The organism is Clostridium sartagoforme AAU1 (assembly GCF_000401215.1).
Lineage (GTDB): Bacteria > Bacillota > Clostridia > Clostridiales > Clostridiaceae > Clostridium > Clostridium sartagoforme.
In genome coordinates, this window is record NZ_ASRV01000181.1 from 1 (window position 1) to 15,518 (window position 15,518).

General features: G+C 26.5%; 15 protein-coding genes. 2 read left to right on the forward strand and 13 right to left on the reverse strand.

Annotated elements, in window-relative coordinates; genetic code table 11:
* Positions 1–54: 54 nt before the first annotated feature.
* From A500_RS21395 to A500_RS14620, 6 genes are all read right to left on the reverse strand, one after another.
* Complete coding sequence (locus A500_RS21395; RefSeq protein WP_016208336.1) at positions 55–234, reverse strand: aliphatic sulfonate ABC transporter; 180 nt, start codon at positions 232–234, stop codon at positions 55–57.
* Entirely contained in the window at positions 231–752 is a 522-nt protein-coding gene (locus A500_RS14600) for an ATP-binding cassette domain-containing protein (protein ID WP_016208337.1), read from the reverse strand. The genes A500_RS21395 and A500_RS14600 overlap by 4 nt, the downstream gene beginning before the upstream one ends.
* A gap of 1 nt (position 753) precedes the next feature.
* Positions 754–1,683: an ABC transporter substrate-binding protein gene (locus tag A500_RS14605; RefSeq protein ID WP_016208338.1), complete on the reverse strand. Its 930-nt coding sequence runs from the start codon at positions 1,681–1,683 to the stop codon at positions 754–756.
* Positions 1,684–1,881: 198 nt separating this feature from the next.
* Positions 1,882–4,020 carry a sensor histidine kinase gene (locus A500_RS14610; RefSeq protein WP_016208339.1) on the reverse strand — a complete coding sequence of 713 codons (2,139 nt, stop codon included), beginning with the start codon at positions 4,018–4,020 and terminating at the stop codon, positions 1,882–1,884.
* Positions 3,995–4,708 carry a response regulator transcription factor gene (locus tag A500_RS14615; protein ID WP_016208340.1) on the reverse strand — a complete coding sequence of 238 codons (714 nt, stop codon included), beginning with the start codon at positions 4,706–4,708 and terminating at the stop codon, positions 3,995–3,997. The genes A500_RS14610 and A500_RS14615 overlap by 26 nt, the downstream gene beginning before the upstream one ends.
* A 193-nt stretch (positions 4,709–4,901) precedes the next feature.
* A complete protein-coding gene (locus A500_RS14620) occupies positions 4,902–5,579 on the reverse strand; it encodes a TVP38/TMEM64 family protein (protein WP_016208341.1) in 678 nt (225 codons plus the stop codon).
* A gap of 453 nt (positions 5,580–6,032) precedes the next feature.
* Between A500_RS14620 and A500_RS14625 the strand changes: the two genes are divergently transcribed.
* On the forward strand, positions 6,033–7,145 hold the full coding sequence (locus tag A500_RS14625) for a DEAD/DEAH box helicase (protein WP_016208342.1): 1,113 nt from the start codon (positions 6,033–6,035) through the stop codon (positions 7,143–7,145).
* 54 nt (positions 7,146–7,199) lie between these two features.
* On the opposite strand, the gene A500_RS14630 is transcribed toward A500_RS14625, so the two are convergent.
* Both A500_RS14630 and A500_RS14635 read right to left on the reverse strand, forming a co-directional pair.
* A complete protein-coding gene (locus A500_RS14630; RefSeq protein ID WP_016208343.1) occupies positions 7,200–9,461 on the reverse strand; it encodes a glycogen/starch/alpha-glucan phosphorylase in 2,262 nt (753 codons plus the stop codon).
* A gap of 214 nt (positions 9,462–9,675) precedes the next feature.
* The gene (locus tag A500_RS14635) at positions 9,676–10,488 is read right to left on the reverse strand and encodes a nitroreductase family protein (protein ID WP_016208344.1); all 813 of its coding nucleotides are present in this window, start codon (positions 10,486–10,488) and stop codon (positions 9,676–9,678) included.
* Positions 10,489–10,650: 162 nt separating this feature from the next.
* Here A500_RS14635 and A500_RS14640 point away from each other — a divergent pair, with 162 nt between their 5' ends.
* The gene (locus A500_RS14640; RefSeq protein WP_016208345.1) at positions 10,651–10,878 is read left to right on the forward strand and encodes a BBE domain-containing protein; all 228 of its coding nucleotides are present in this window, start codon (positions 10,651–10,653) and stop codon (positions 10,876–10,878) included.
* A gap of 69 nt (positions 10,879–10,947) precedes the next feature.
* Here the strand turns inward: A500_RS14640 and A500_RS14645 are convergent, their stop codons facing one another.
* From A500_RS14645 to A500_RS14665, 5 genes are all read right to left on the reverse strand, one after another.
* Entirely contained in the window at positions 10,948–11,661 is a 714-nt protein-coding gene (locus tag A500_RS14645; protein WP_016208346.1) for a Crp/Fnr family transcriptional regulator, read from the reverse strand.
* 91 nt (positions 11,662–11,752) lie between these two features.
* Complete coding sequence (locus A500_RS14650) at positions 11,753–12,559, reverse strand: DUF438 domain-containing protein (RefSeq protein ID WP_040436940.1); 807 nt, start codon at positions 12,557–12,559, stop codon at positions 11,753–11,755.
* Between the two features lie 34 nt (positions 12,560–12,593).
* A complete protein-coding gene (gene ric / locus A500_RS14655; protein WP_016208348.1) occupies positions 12,594–13,292 on the reverse strand; it encodes an iron-sulfur cluster repair di-iron protein in 699 nt (232 codons plus the stop codon).
* A gap of 151 nt (positions 13,293–13,443) precedes the next feature.
* Entirely contained in the window at positions 13,444–15,096 is a 1,653-nt protein-coding gene (hcp, locus tag A500_RS14660; protein WP_016208349.1) for a hydroxylamine reductase, read from the reverse strand.
* Between the two features lie 127 nt (positions 15,097–15,223).
* A partial coding sequence (locus tag A500_RS14665) for an FtsX-like permease family protein (protein ID WP_016208350.1) occupies positions 15,224–15,518 on the reverse strand: 295 nt, incomplete at its 5' end.

Below are 15,518 nucleotides of genomic sequence, written 5' to 3' on the forward strand. Positions count from 1 at the left end.
ACTACTATAATTACTACTCCATAAAACCCCTTTATTATTTTTAATAATATATCCTTAATCATAAAGCTTCCCTCTTACTTCATTACATATCTCCATATATTCTTGTTTTTTTCTTATATCCTTGTCACCAAAATATTTATTATTAATTAGACTATGAATTCTTCCATCTTTCATGACTATTATATACTCACCTAAAAAAACAGCTTCTTCAATACTATGTGTAACTAAAATCATTGTATTTTTCTTTTATTTCTTATTTCTAAAAGTAGCTCCTGAATTTTCTCTTTATTTATAGAATCTAAAGCTGATGTTGCTTCGTCTAATAATAATATCTCCGGATTTCTTATTATTGTTCTTGCAATTGCAACTCTTTGCTTTTGCCCTCCGCTTAGTTCCTTGGGATATTTATCTTTTAAACTTATTAAATCTAACTCTTTTAATACATCATTAACTAATTTCTCTTTTTCCTTTTTGGTACAATTATATTTATTTAGTCCAAGTTCTACATTCTTATATACTGTAAACCAATTAAATAACCCTAAGTTTTGTAATATTAAAGAAGTCTCCCCTTCTATTTCTAATTTCCCTTCATAATTAGAAATAAGCCCTGCTATAGTGTATAGCAGGGTTGTCTTTCCACATCCTGATTTCCCTATAATTGCATAAGTTTTCTCTTTTTCAATAGATAAGCTCATTTTATCTATTGCTATTTCATTCTTATACTTAACGGTTAAATCACTTATCCTTATCATATTACTTTACAAATTTTCCTTCTAATAAAGCATCTGGCTTTACTGATAAATCCTTATTTAAAGTTTTTTCAGTCCAGTCTATTATACTTTGTAAATATTCGTCACTTGGAAGGGCTGCTTTTTTATATGTTGGTAATACCATAATATCTTTTACAGCAGGATTTGTATTTGGTATTTTTTCAATTAATATCTCTTTTGCTATTTCAGGGTTTTTATTAATTTCATCTACAGCTTTATTATAAGCTTCATGGAAAGCTGTTATAGTTTTTGGTTTTTCTTTTATAGATTTCCCAGTAAATACTAAGCAATCAGGTGAAAATTCATCATCCATTCCATATATATTCTTTTTTAAACCTTGTAACTCTCCATTTGAAGCTACTGGCTCTGGGAATAAACTCATATCAACTTCACCACTTTTTAAAGCCGCAAGTCTAGCTGGTATCTCATTTATAAATACCTTTTCCACATTATATTTATCTCCAAGCCACTTATCTATTAAATAATTGGAAACACTTACTTCCATCATACCTACTTTTATCTCTTTTTTATCAGTTGCTCCTTCATTTTCTAGTACAGGAAACATTCCGTCTGTCATTGTTGTTGCCTTTATGTCAAACCCACCATCAACATTAGTTGCAACTGCTATAAAATCTGTCATTGCTCCATCTATAGCATTACTTTGAAGAGCACTTTGTCTATTTTGAGCATTAGTATATATTTCTATTTCTACATTTATTCCTGCTTCTTCAAAATATCCATTTTTTTCTGCAATAAGTATTGGGGCTGTGTCCACAGCTGGCATTAGACCTATTTTTAATGTTGTATCTTCTACTAAAACTTCTTCATTCTGTTCATTACCTTTACATCCAATTAAAATAATTGAGAACATTGATATTAAAATTATTGATAATAATTTCTTAAAATTTCTCATTTGTTAATCCTCCTACAAACTTTTAATCATACTTATTATAGTTAATCAGACAAACTATTTCAATATTTTAAAAAATATTATTCCCCAAACTATCAATTCCTTCATTTTTACTTCTTATTAAAATAATTAATACCTATTACATGTCTTACTTCATTAAGAAAAATCACTAATATCCCATAGATATTAGTGATTCTTTTATTACTTCTTAAATTTCAATGTTACTTTAAATAAATCGCCATCTATTTCTACATTTAAATTTCCACCTTGAAGCTCAACAAAACTCTTTGCTATTGCTAATCCAAGCCCTGACCCTTCTGTATTTCTTGATTTATCTCCTCTAGCAAATCTTTCTACTATTTCTTCTGATGTGAAGTCTATTTCATTTGCTGACATATTTTTTAATGTTACATAAACCTCTTCATTGCCATCTACTATATCTATAAAAACTCTTGAATTTGGCATTGAATATTTGACTATATTTATTAATAAATTTTCAAATACTCTAAAGGTTTTTTGACTATCTAAAGGTACTATTACTTTATTTTCTGGGAAATTCCATTTAAACTTTAATGATGATTCTTCAATTTTATCACTTAATTCAAATTGTGTTTGCTTCATAAGCGAAACTATATCCACATTCAATATATTTAATTGCACATTTTTACTTGTTGCCTTACTTACTTCGAATAAGTCTTCTATCAAATTTTTAAGCCTTTGAGATTTCCTATCTAATGTATCTAAATAAAGTTTTCTATTTTCTTCACTTATATTTTCATCCTTTAGTAAATCTATATAAGTAATTATTGATGTTAATGGTGTTTTTAAATCATGAGAAACATTAGATATAAGATCTGTTTTCATTCTTTGACTTTTCACCTCCTCATCAACTGCATTTTTAAATCCTTTTTGTATTTTTTGAAGTTCATCTTTTAATGGTTCAAAAACCTTTAAGTCTTCTTTTATCTCTACATCTAAATTTCCTCCGGCAATTTTATTTGTAGCTTCTAATAAAATATTATATTTTTCTTTTATTTCACTCATATACTTTCTTAATATGAAGAACAGTACTATTGAATATACTATAGCTCCAAATATTCCTCCAAACCATAGAAGACTACAAAACATTACTATTACAAAATTAATTGCTACTAATTTTAAAAGATATTTATTGCTATTTTCATTAAAATCAATTTTGGATAAATTATTCATAACACTTCTTGATTTTCTAATTATAAATAATGTAAATCTACCAACTAAAGTATTTTCTTTTATATACTTTATAATTCCTTTCTTAAATATATGCTTTAATAAAGAAATTGCTATGAAAGCTGAAAATAATAAAGCTATCCAATATATTACATTAATGATATACAAACCATATCTAGAAACTGATTCGCTTAATCCATATATCTTAAGTCCATTAATAACTTCTGTATTATATAATGTTCCATATATAATTTCTGGTGATAAACTGACACATGCTGTTATTGATATTATTAAAGTTGCCAGTATTTCTAAAGGGATGTTTAACAACTTTGATATTATCTTATCTTCCTTAGATTTCTTATAAGAAATTATTAAGGACATTAATATTACTACTGCATAAATAATAATTGCATAAGGAGCTAGCGCATCTCCATAAACCCAATTTCCTATATTTAATGAATTATAGTAAATATCATCATCGGAATATGATAAGTTTTTAGGTATTCCATAAACTATAGTCACATTTTTAGGATTTATTATTTCTTCTTCATAATCTAATCCCAAGTAACCTTTTAAGTTTCCATTTTTATTACTGTAATAGTTATATCCATATTGATTGGTATTTTTAATATTTACATTTCCTTCACTATCAAATTCAATTACTATATAATAATTGTAATAATTTAATATGTCTTGATTTTTTATGTTACTATTTATGAGTAATGATAAGTCTTGTTTGGTATTTGTTAATTTTTCATTATTTAGATTATCTATTATTAGATAATCTAAATTTTTCAACTCATTAGTTAACCTTGTTTTCAAATTTTTAAATTGTTCTTCATATACTAATAATGTATCTGTATTTTTTTTAACTTTTTCACTTAAATACAAATCACTATAATTTACTGATTTTCCTGTTTCTTTTTCAATAAGAAGTTTATTCAATACAAAATTACTTTTATATAAATCATGTTGTATATATTCATATCTTGTTCCTTGATTGCTATCTTTAGCTATACTATCTATTCTTTCATATAAAGAAACCATTATTATCGAAAGCATCATAATGATTAAAATAACTATTCCACTTATATAATATTTTTCTTTAGAGTTTTTCAATTTTGTATCCAACTCCCCACACCACCTTTAAATATTTCGGATTTTTTGGATCGAATTCTATTTTTTCTCTTATGTTTCTTATGTGTACCATTATTGTATCTGTATTTATTGCTTTTTCATTCCATACTCTTTCATATATTTCTTCGGAAGAAAATACTCTTCCTGGGCTTTTCATAAGCAATTGAAGAATTTTAAATTCTATAGGGGTAATTTTAACTAAACTGCCATCAACAGTAAGCTCAACTTTGTTAACATTAAGTTCAAGTCCTCCTATACTATAGATATCCTCTTTATTAACTTCTTCTTTTTCTGTGCCAACTAAGTTTAAGTATCTGGAATATCTTCTAATTTGTGAGTTCACTCTAGCGATTAATTCTAGAGGCGCAAAAGGCTTGGAAACATAATCATCTGCTCCTATATTTAGTCCCATTATCTTATCAATTTCTTCTGATTTTGCAGATAACATTATAATTGGAAAATCATACTTTTCTCTTAGTTTAATTGTCATCTGTATTCCATCCATTAATGGCATCATTATATCAACAATAGCTAAGTGTATTATTTGTTTTTCTATTATTTCTAGCCCATCTATACCATTATGTCCTACCAAAACCTTATATCCTTGATTTTTCAAATATATTTCTACTGCTCTAGCAATCTCCTTATCATCCTCAACAACCAAAATATTATATGAATTCATAATTTTTCTCCTTCATTTCTTAATATATAACTATTATATCCTATAAGAACTTTTAATAAAGTTACATCTTAACTTAATAGTATTTCTAAATAATTAAGAAAAACTCTTTATATTTCTAAAGAATTTCTAAAGACCTTTTCCCTTAGTATTCTTCTTTTAAGTTTATTTTTTTGATTGTTAGTTGATAAATGCTTTATATTGCTTTAATTATCTTAGTTAATTTATCTTCTATTTCGTTGCTATTAATAATTAAAACTATAGATACGGCTATTATTATTCCCCATATCCATAATGGTACTGTTATACTTGCTGACCCCATTGCTGATGCTATTAAGATTTCCCATGGCCTTGTAAGTATTAATATAATGAAATATTTTTTAAAGCTCATTCCACTAATCCCTACTAAAAAATTAATTATATCATCAGGAAAAAATGGAAATAATAACATTAAAGCTATAGTAATTTCTCCCTTTGAAGAATTTATTAAGTTTTCATACTTTTTCAAAGACTTCTGGCTCACAAACTTTTCTGTAAATGCTTTTCCATATATTCTTGATAATGAAAACACGATAGCTGAACCACAAATTATAGCTAAAGTAGTTATAATAAACGAACCCCACATTCCAAATATCATAGCACCTGCTACTGCAGTTACATTACTTGGTATTGGAGCTATAATAATAGATATTAATTGTAATATAAAAAATACTATATAAGCCTTACTACCAAACCCTTCTATATAGGCTTTTAATTGTTCTAATGAAGTCATATATCCTAAAATACCACTATATTTTAAGTATACTACTATTGTTATAACTAAGAGTATTATTAAACTTAAACCTATCTTTTGCTTTGTTTTACTTTTATTCATTAACTCATTCCTTCTTAAAATGATTTTTCTTATTTAAAGATAAATAAGAATTTATTAATTTTAGTATAAGATGAACTTCTTAAAATATTTTTCATATAAAAATAAAGATTTCCTAAATTTAAGCTTAAAAAATCCTTATAAATGACTAATTCATGCAAACTTTTACTTAACTTCAAAATTATTCTTCAAAATCCTTTTTTAATTTCTAATATTTTAAAATTTTTGTTGCTTATTTATCTATTTAATGTTATTCTTATTAGGCAGTTGGTACGTAAAGTGCTAATTACCGTGGAGCTTGGTTTGTCTTTCGCCGGATTACCAAGCTCCACTTTATTTTTATAATTTTATACAAAAGTGGACACATGTAAACTTACTTATTCTGCCGCTTTACTCTAAGAAAAATTAATCTTACATATTTCTACTTAAAAACTGAATGTAGGAAAGGATATAAATATGGATTTTAAAGATTTAAAAATAAATAGTAAACTAATTTATTCATTAAAAAATAATGGTATTATAACACCTACTAAAGTTCAAATGGATGTTATTCCTGAAATAATTAGCAAAAAAGATGTTATAGGAAAATCAAAAACTGGAACTGGAAAAACCCTAGCATTTTTATTACCTATACTTCAAAGAATAGATAATACTTCTAAAAATACTGAGGTTCTAATTTTATCTCCAACTAGAGAATTAGCAATCCAAATAACTGAAGAAGCTAATAAATTTAATATAAATGATATAGGAATTTTAGCTGCTTACGGTGGAAAAGATGTTGGTTCTCAATTAAAAAAACTTAATAAAGGCATTAATTTAATTATTGCAACTCCAGGAAGATTACTTGATCATTTAGAAAGAAAAAGTATAAGTTTAAGTAAGCTAAATACAATTGTTATTGATGAAGTTGATCAAATGCTTTTAATGGGATTTAAAAATGAAATTGAAAAAATAATGTCTTACGCTCCTAAAAAGCTTCAAACTCTTTGCTTTTCTGCAACTATAGACTCTAAAGTAAAAAAACTAGCTTATAGATATATGAATAATCCAACTATCATAGATATTACAGAAAATGAAGAATCTGAAATTCCCAATATTAAACAAGAAGTAGTTAAAACTACGGATAGATGGAAAGTAGATGCTTTAGTTAAGATTCTAGAAGAAGATAATCCTTTTATGTCTATTATCTTTTGTAGAACTAAAAGAAGAGCTGATGAACTAGAAGTAAAACTTGCTGCCAAAGGTATAAAAGCTGCTAAAATACATAGTGATGTTCCTCAAAATAAAAGAGAAAAGATAATGAAATCTTTTAGAGATTGTGAGATTCAATATTTAATTGCAACTGATGTTGCCTCAAGAGGAATAGATGTTACTGGAGTTACTCACATATATAATTATGATGCACCAGAAAGCGTTGAAAGCTATATTCATAGAATAGGAAGAACAGCTCGTGCTGGAGATAGTGGTTATACTTGTCTTATTACGGATCCTAAAAATTATAATATTTTAGAAGAAATAGAAAACTATTTAAAATATACAATTCCTGAACGTGAAGTTAATTTTAAATAAAAAAAGCTGCAATTGCAGCTTTTTTTACTTGTAGTTGTAATTTATAATGATCTTCTACTTTAATTTCCAGATTTCATTATTGTATTGTTCAATAGTTCTATCTGAAGAGAAGAATCCGGCTTTACTAATATTAACTAAAACTTTTTTATTCCAAGTTTCTCTATCTTCATAAGCTTTAAATACTATTTCTTTAGTTTTGATGTAATCTTCAAGATCTAGTAATGTCATGAACCAATCCTTATTGATTAATTCTTTATGAAGTCTTGTTAAGTTTTCTTCATCTCCAACTGCTATCATTTCATCGCTTACTATAAAGTCAACTAATTCCTTTATTGCAGGCTTTTCATAATATTTCTTAGAAACGTAATCTGCTTTTTTATAATGCTCTATAACAGTCTCACTACTTTCTCCAAAGATATAAATATTCTCATCACCAACTAATTCATGTATTTCAACATTAGCTCCATCTTCTGTACCTAAAGTTAATGCTCCATTTAGCATAAACTTCATATTACCTGTTCCAGAAGCTTCTTTAGATGCTAGTGAAATTTGCTCTGAAACATCGCAAGCTGGAATTAGTTTAGATGCCTTTGTTACATTATAGTTTTCTATCATAACAACCTTTAAGTATTTATTAACTTCAGGATCATTATTTATAATTTCTTGTAAGCATAAGATAGTATGAATTATATCTTGAGCTATTATATAAGCTGGTGCAGCCTTTGCTCCAAATATCATTGTTATTGGAGTCGTTGGAATATTTCCCTTTTTAATATCTAAATACTTATGAATAATATAAAGTACATTCATTTGTTGTCTCTTATATTCATGAAGTCTCTTTATTTGAATATCAAATATAGAATTTTCATCTATTGCAACATCTTGAGTTTCTTTTAAATAATTTTTAAGAACAATTTTATTATTCTTTTTAATTTCTCCAAGCTTATTTAAAACAGTTTTATCATCTATATATTTTATTAAATTTTCTAATTTAGTAGCATCCTTTTTAAAGTTTTCTCCAATTAATTCACTTATAAACTTAGTAAGTTCATTATTGCAGTGGATTAACCATCTTCTAAATGTTATTCCATTTGTCTTATTATTAAACTTTTCTGGATAAATATCATAAAATGGCTTTAACTCTTCTTCTTTTAATATCTCAGTATGAAGTGCGGCAACCCCATTTACACTAAATCCATAATGAATATCCATATGAGCCATATGAACTCTATTATCTTTATCTATTATAGCTACTTTTTCATCATCATACTTAGCTTTTACCTTATTATCTAATTCTCTTATAATTGGCATTAATTGTGGAACAACTTTATCTAAATATTCTATTGGCCATTTTTCTAATGCTTCTGCTAATATTGTATGATTTGTATATGCACAAGTCTTTGTAACTATTTCAATAGCCTCTTCCATTCCTATTCCTCTTTCTCCTAAAAGACGAATTAATTCAGGAATAACCATTGATGGATGTGTATCATTTATTTGAATAACTACATGATCATATAATTTATGCAAATCATATCCATTTTCTTCAGCTTCTAATAAAATTAATTGAGCTGCATTACTTACCATAAAGTATTGTTGATATATTCTTAATAAATGTCCTGCTTTGTCGCTATCATCTGGATATAAGAATAAAGTTAAGTTTTTCTTTATTTCTTCCTTATTAAAATTTATACCATCCTTTACTAATGTTTCATCTATTGTGTCTATGTCAAATAAACGAAGCTTATTGCAAGCCTTATCATAACCTGTAACATCTATATCATAAAGGCTTGATATAACCTTAAATCCTCCAAATAAAACTTCAAATTTTATATCTGATTTATTTAACCAACTTTCACTAGTTATCCATGGATTTTTTACTGCCTTTTGTTTATTATTTTCAAATACTTGCTGGAATAATCCAAAATGATAGTTTAAACCTACTCCGTCCCCATTTAATCCTAAAGTTGCAATTGAATCTAAGAAACATGCAGCTAATCTTCCAAGTCCACCATTACCTAATGATGGTTCTAACTCTATTTCTTCTATTTCAGTTAATTCTTTGCCATTAGCAGATAATACTTCTTTAACTTCTTCATAAAGTCCCAAATTAATTAGATTATTTGATAATAACTTTCCAATTAGAAATTCAGCTGAAATATAATAAAGCTTTTTATTTCCCTTATTAGTTCCCTTTTTATTAATAGTTCCTTTTGTTAATTCTAATAAAGCTAAATAGATTTCTTCGTTGCTTGCTTCTTTTATTGTCTTGTTAAATCTCTTTTCTAGAATTTTTGTTAAGTTTTCTTGCACCATTGTTCTATCCCACCCTTAAATAATTAATTTGATTTTTAATAATATTATTTATATTCTTTTAGATTTAATAGGTTCTTTAAACCCTTTACACTTACTATAATATCAATTTTAGATATATTAATTTGTAAATTAATTCTTTTATTTGTATATTATTCATTCAACTTTATAATAATTTATATTTTTATAAAAAAAAGAAAGTACTAAGACTTCCTTTTTACTTATTTCTAATCCAAGATATAACATACTTATACTTACTTTCTATATTAGGATTTGTAACTTTAAACTCTCCTGAAATTCCTTTTTCATTCATATATAAGTTAAGATGACAAAGTGCTATTCCTATATCTATTTTATTCATATCTATTTTCCCACTATTATATATATGAAGATCTTCCTTTACTTTAACTATTCTCCAAGGTTGCTTATTCATTGCTGATGGTGCTAACCTAACCATTTCTAATGCTTCTGAATACTCCCCTTCTAACTCACTTGAAAGTGGATTATTAAAATCTTCATTAAAAAATATTTCAGAATATTTTTTTCTTTTATTCTTATGATCAGCCATAAGCGATGCTAATAATGATTTTTTTCCCCCTTCGTATCCAACTGGAGATACTATTGGTAGTATTTCATTTTCTTTAAGATTAATAGCTTTTGCATACTCCCCTTTGCTGAAAGTTCCTCCAAGCCATACCGTACCAAGCCCTAAAGAAGTACAATATAATATTACCTTTTCCAAAGTATATCCTAAAGCCTCTAATGCAAATTCTTCCTTTTCACAAGCTGATACTAAATAATAATTAGCTCCTTTTATAACTCCATAAGTTCCAAGCTTAATTACATCTTTATACGTATCTTTCTTAATTAAATGTATTCTTACCTTTACTTTAAAAGGATTATCTACTTTGCTTATATAATTTTCTATTTCTTCTATTAGATTTTCAGGTAACTCTTTATCTTCATAATTTCTAACTGAATATCTATCTTTTATTATTTCTGTTAATGGCTTATTAAATATTAAACTCATACTAACATTACTCCTAAACTTTAATTAATATTTATAATTTTTAATTGTTTAAAATATTATTATAACATTTTCCCTACACTTCTTCTATATATAGTAACATTAAAATTTATTTTACATAAATTATAGTAAGTAGTATAAATAATTATTTTGAAGGTGGTTTAATTGAGTAAAATAATTACTCCAAATAATCCTTTATATAATGAAGCCAGGCAAATATGGAATCATTCAATTCAAAAATATCCCAATTTAATCTTTTATTGTAATGATTTTGATGATGTAAGCAAAGCTGTTTGTTTAGCTAGAAATGGTAAAAACTCATCTTATCTTAAAGTTGTAAAAGAATTATATGATCCTTTGAATATATTTAACTTTCAACAAAGTATAAAATAGAAAAAGACTATATCATAATTAATCCTAAGCTTTAATATGATATAGTCATGCTTATTTTTATATTATTTTTTAAATAATGGCTTCCTCTAGGAGACTCAAATTATTTATTATTATTTTTTTATTTCCAACTATACTTATACATCCTTCATTTTCTAATAAAGTGAGTTTTCTGCTTAATGTCTCTCTGGCAATTCCACAATAGTTTGCCATTTCTTCTCTATTTAATGGTAAAGTTATTTCCACCTTCTTATTCACTTCTTGTCCATACTTTTCCGCAAATTCTAATAACATACAGCTTATTCTTAATTCAGGATTATTATTAGATAAATTACTAGTTAAATTTTCTACTTCAATTAACCTCTTATTTAATTCTGAAAGAAATTTTAAAGCTATTGATGGGCTTTTAAATAATATTTCTTTTAAATCTTCTCTTGAAATTGTACATAAGCTTGTATTTTTAACTGCTGTTGCAGATACATTACTTGGATGTGGATCTCCTAATATATTATTTTCTCCTAGAAAATCTCCAACAGTTAATATATTTATAATTTGTTCTTTACCTGCAGCTGTATTTTTAGTTATCTTTATCATTCCATCACTTATAATAAAAAGTTTTGAAACCTCATCTCCTTCCAAGAATAAAGTTTCTCCTTTTTTTAAATCCATATGCTTTCTAGTATTTATTATTCTCTCCAATTCCTCTGCCGATAAAGATTCAAATATTGGAACTTCATGTGCATATAATCTACTTGCACATTTTTCACAACAGAAATCACATTTCAAAGTAAAACCTCCTTAGTAAATAGTAACTTATACTTATTATACTACAAATTTGTATAATAAATAGTTTATATCTTTGCTAAGGAGGTAAATATTATTTTGAATTCTCTGGAGTAAATGTACAATATCCTACCATATCACACTTTTCTTTCATTTCTTGCCACTTTGCTTCATCTGTGATAGTTTCTAAAGATGTTGGATATAATATATAATTTTCCTTAAATATATGATCTCTTAACTCATAACAAATAGCATTTGAAATATCCTTTAATTGCTTTTTATATTCTTCAAATTCCATATTTCCTACAGACCTTCCTAAATCTCTTAATGCTCTTTTCTTATTTCTTAATTCTTCATGCTCCATTCTCATTATTCTAGTTGGACCTGTAACACCTAATTCTTCTACTTCTTTAAATAATACTTCTTCTTCTCTTTTATGATGTGGTTCTGCATTTAATAAATTTAAAGCTAATTCTGGAATTTTATTAAATTCTGCTCTCTCTACATCATATTTATCCATAGATAAAATTACTTTTGTAGTTTCTTCTATTTCATCTAAGAATTTTAATAAGCATTCATGTTCTTCAACCATTGTGTATAAAACATGGCCTGTTGATATATTGCTCTTTAATTTTTCAAGTTCATCCTTTAAAACCAACATATGAATTTCACACAAATGTCTTAATTCACTTGCATTCATTCCATCATCTATTAAACTTTGTTCTGCCATAGATAATTCTAAAGGACTTATTGACTTAACAAGCTTTAACCCTTTTTCCTTTAATTCTTCTGTTAAACCTTGTTCATTTAATTTTGATAAAAATACAGTTAATTCTTTTATTCTATCTTCATTAACAGCTCTATTTACACCATTATCTAAAATAAATCTTTTCTTTTCCATATTATTCACCTCTATACTTTTCTCAAACTTTCTATTAATATCTTTTAAATAAAATATTATTTTCTTTATGAATATGAACAAATAAATCTTTTTCAAGGTCATGCATTTTCATATATAATAATTTAAAACTTGTACATGCCCATTCTGGGGAATTATAGTCATCTGTAATTTCTGCTAATTCCTTTAGTATGTCCCCTGCAGCTTCATGTTCTGATATAAAGCTTTCTATTTCCTTCTTTAACTTTTCTTTTTCTTCTTTATCTTCAATATTTTCAAATTTAATCATTTTTGGAAATAGTATTTTTTCCTCTTTTATTAAATGTTCTTCTAATTCATTCTTTAATGAACCAAAAAGCTTATGAACTTTAGTTAAAACCTCTGGTAAATGCTCATAATGTACTTTGAAAACCTTTAATAATAGTGGATCTATATCTCTTAATAATTCAAGTGTCTTTGCATGATGAGTGTTAACTATGTGATTAATTAATTCATTTGAAGATTTTTCATTCCAATTTACATATGAAGAATCCTCGAATATAAATTCTTCAAGCTTTTTATTTATATCTTTAATAAATGTATCTACATCAATGTTTTTTTCTTTCAATGCTAGTTCTAAATTTTGATTTCCTCCACAACAATAATCTAATTGCATATCATTAAATATTTCTACTATTGCTGGGTAAATAATAACACATTCCCCTAAAGTTAATTTATTATTTATTTTATTTTTCATATTAATTCCTCCAAACATTTCATATCTTATCTATGAGTAAATTATATAAAAAACAAAAAAATAAAAATGTGATTTAAATCAAATTTAAAATTTTTAGATATTTATTAAGGAGCTGTAAAAAACAGCTCCTTTCATTTGAAAAGTTATATTTTTATACTATTTGTTGAAGGCATGTTTTTAAATCCTCTTCTGGAGTACTTATTGGTTTAAGTCCAAAGGTATCTACTAAGTATTGTAAAACATTTGGAGATATAAATGCAGGAAGTGAAGGTCCTAAAAACATTCCTTTTACTCCAAGAGATAATAATGCTAGCAAATCTGCAACAGCTTTTTGTTCATACCATGATAAAACTATTGATAATGGTAATGAATTTACATCTGTGTCAAAAGCATCAGCTAAAGATGTAGCTATCTTCACTGCAGAATAAACGTCATTACATTGACCTACATCTAGAAGCCTAGGTAATCCACATACTTCTCCAAATTCTAATTTATTAAATCTATATTTACCACAAGCAAGGGTTAATATTATGCAATCTTCTGGAACTTGCTTAGCAAAGTCTGTATAATAATTTCTTCCTGGTCTTGCTCCATCACAGCCACCAATTACAAAGAAGTGTCTTATATTTCCAGCCTTTACTTCAGATACTATTTTTTCTGCATGACTTAATGTTGCATTATGTCCAAAGCCTACTAGTATTTCTTGTTTTTCTTCGTCTTCCTTAAATCCACCTAATTCAAGTGCTTTGTTTATAACTGATGAAAAATCCTTATATCCATTTTCATCTTTACCTATGTGTATGATTCCATCCCATCCAACAACATTAGTGCTAAATATTCTGTCTTTATAGCTTTCTCTAGGTCTCATTAAACAATTTGTTGTCATAAGAATACATCCTGGAATATTATCAAATTCCTTTTGTTGATTTTGCCATGCTGAGCCAAAGTTACCTACTAAATGTTTATATTTCTTTAATCCGTCATAACCATGTGCTGGAAGCATTTCTCCATGGGTATATATATTTATTCCCTTTCCATCAGTTTGTTCAAGCAACATTTCTAAATCTCTTAAATCGTGTCCTGAAACTATTATAAATGGACCTTTTTTAATATTTACATTAACTTTATGAGGTCTTGGATGTTTATATGTGGTTGTATTTGCATCATCAAGAACTCTCATTACTTCTACAGCAATTTCTCCTGTTCTCATTGTCCAGCGTATTAATTCCTCTACTCCAATATTATCATTAGTTGTTGCTTCTAAAGCTCGAAAATAAAATTGGTCTACTTGATCACTATAAAATCCTATAAATCTTGCTTGATGTCCATAAGCTGATATCCCTTTTAATCCATATAAAATCGTGTACCTTAAAGATCTTACATCCGCATCCATATCTTGATCATACATTATTCCAGCTTTAACTGCATCTTCTAACATTTGTTCTTTAGTTGCACTTAAATTATAAGTAGCTTGCTCTGAGTAGTTCCCCTTAGGAGCCTTACTTCTTAGTGATTCTTTTATCTTTTGGGAATCTTTAAGCATTTGTATGTGAACCTCAACATCAAAATTAACATTAGTTAAGGTTGTAAAAAGTCCATTTTCCACGAACTCCACTACTGTTTTATCTATAATCTCTCCTTTATCAATTAAAGGTTTTGCATAACATGCTATTCCTTTTAATTGATATATTAATAGGTCTTGAAGGTTTGCAACTTCTGGAGTCTTTCCACAGACACCCATCTTAGTACATCCCTTTCCCCCCATTGTTTGTTCACATTGATAACAAAACATTGCATTATCCATATTCCTATCTCCTTTCCATATATGAATTTATTATTAGTTATTTCAAATCATTTTATTCATATTTACTATTTTCATATTAAAATAGTAAAATTCACGATTGCTAAAAACACTCGTGAATTACTTATACTTAATTTTTCTTTGTTCCTATTATCTTTTTAAATCCCATGATTGAAATAATACAATTAACTATAAATATAGCTATACAAATTAGTAAGCTAATTAAATATACAAAATTTAAATTCTCTTTCATAAAATCAGCTAATACATTAATTGCAAAATAACTATGAATTGAGCCAACTGCTAATGGAATGAAATAAAATAATGCAACTTCTCTACTTATAGATTTACTTATATCTTTCTTGGAAGCTCCTATGTTTACAAGTGTTTTATATTTTTGCTTATCTTCATTTGCATCACTATAA

Coding starts and splice junctions, on each gene's coding strand:
- A500_RS14615 (WP_016208340.1), bottom strand. CDS start 4,708: ATGAATTCATATAATATTTTGGTTGTTGAGGATGATAAGGAGATTGCT.
- hcp (WP_016208349.1), bottom strand. CDS start 15,096: ATGGATAATGCAATGTTTTGTTATCAATGTGAACAAACAATGGGGGGA.
- A500_RS14605 (WP_016208338.1), bottom strand. CDS start 1,683: ATGAGAAATTTTAAGAAATTATTATCAATAATTTTAATATCAATGTTC.
- ric (WP_016208348.1), bottom strand. CDS start 13,292: ATGAAAAATAAAATAAATAATAAATTAACTTTAGGGGAATGTGTTATT.
- A500_RS14650 (WP_040436940.1), bottom strand. CDS start 12,559: ATGGAAAAGAAAAGATTTATTTTAGATAATGGTGTAAATAGAGCTGTT.
- A500_RS14620 (WP_016208341.1), bottom strand. CDS start 5,579: ATGAATAAAAGTAAAACAAAGCAAAAGATAGGTTTAAGTTTAATAATA.
- A500_RS14625 (WP_016208342.1), top strand. CDS start 6,033: ATGGATTTTAAAGATTTAAAAATAAATAGTAAACTAATTTATTCATTA.
- A500_RS21395 (WP_016208336.1), bottom strand. CDS start 234: ATGATTTTAGTTACACATAGTATTGAAGAAGCTGTTTTTTTAGGTGAG.
- A500_RS14635 (WP_016208344.1), bottom strand. CDS start 10,488: ATGAGTTTAATATTTAATAAGCCATTAACAGAAATAATAAAAGATAGA.
- A500_RS14630 (WP_016208343.1), bottom strand. CDS start 9,461: ATGGTGCAAGAAAACTTAACAAAAATTCTAGAAAAGAGATTTAACAAG.
- A500_RS14600 (WP_016208337.1), bottom strand. CDS start 752: ATGATAAGGATAAGTGATTTAACCGTTAAGTATAAGAATGAAATAGCA.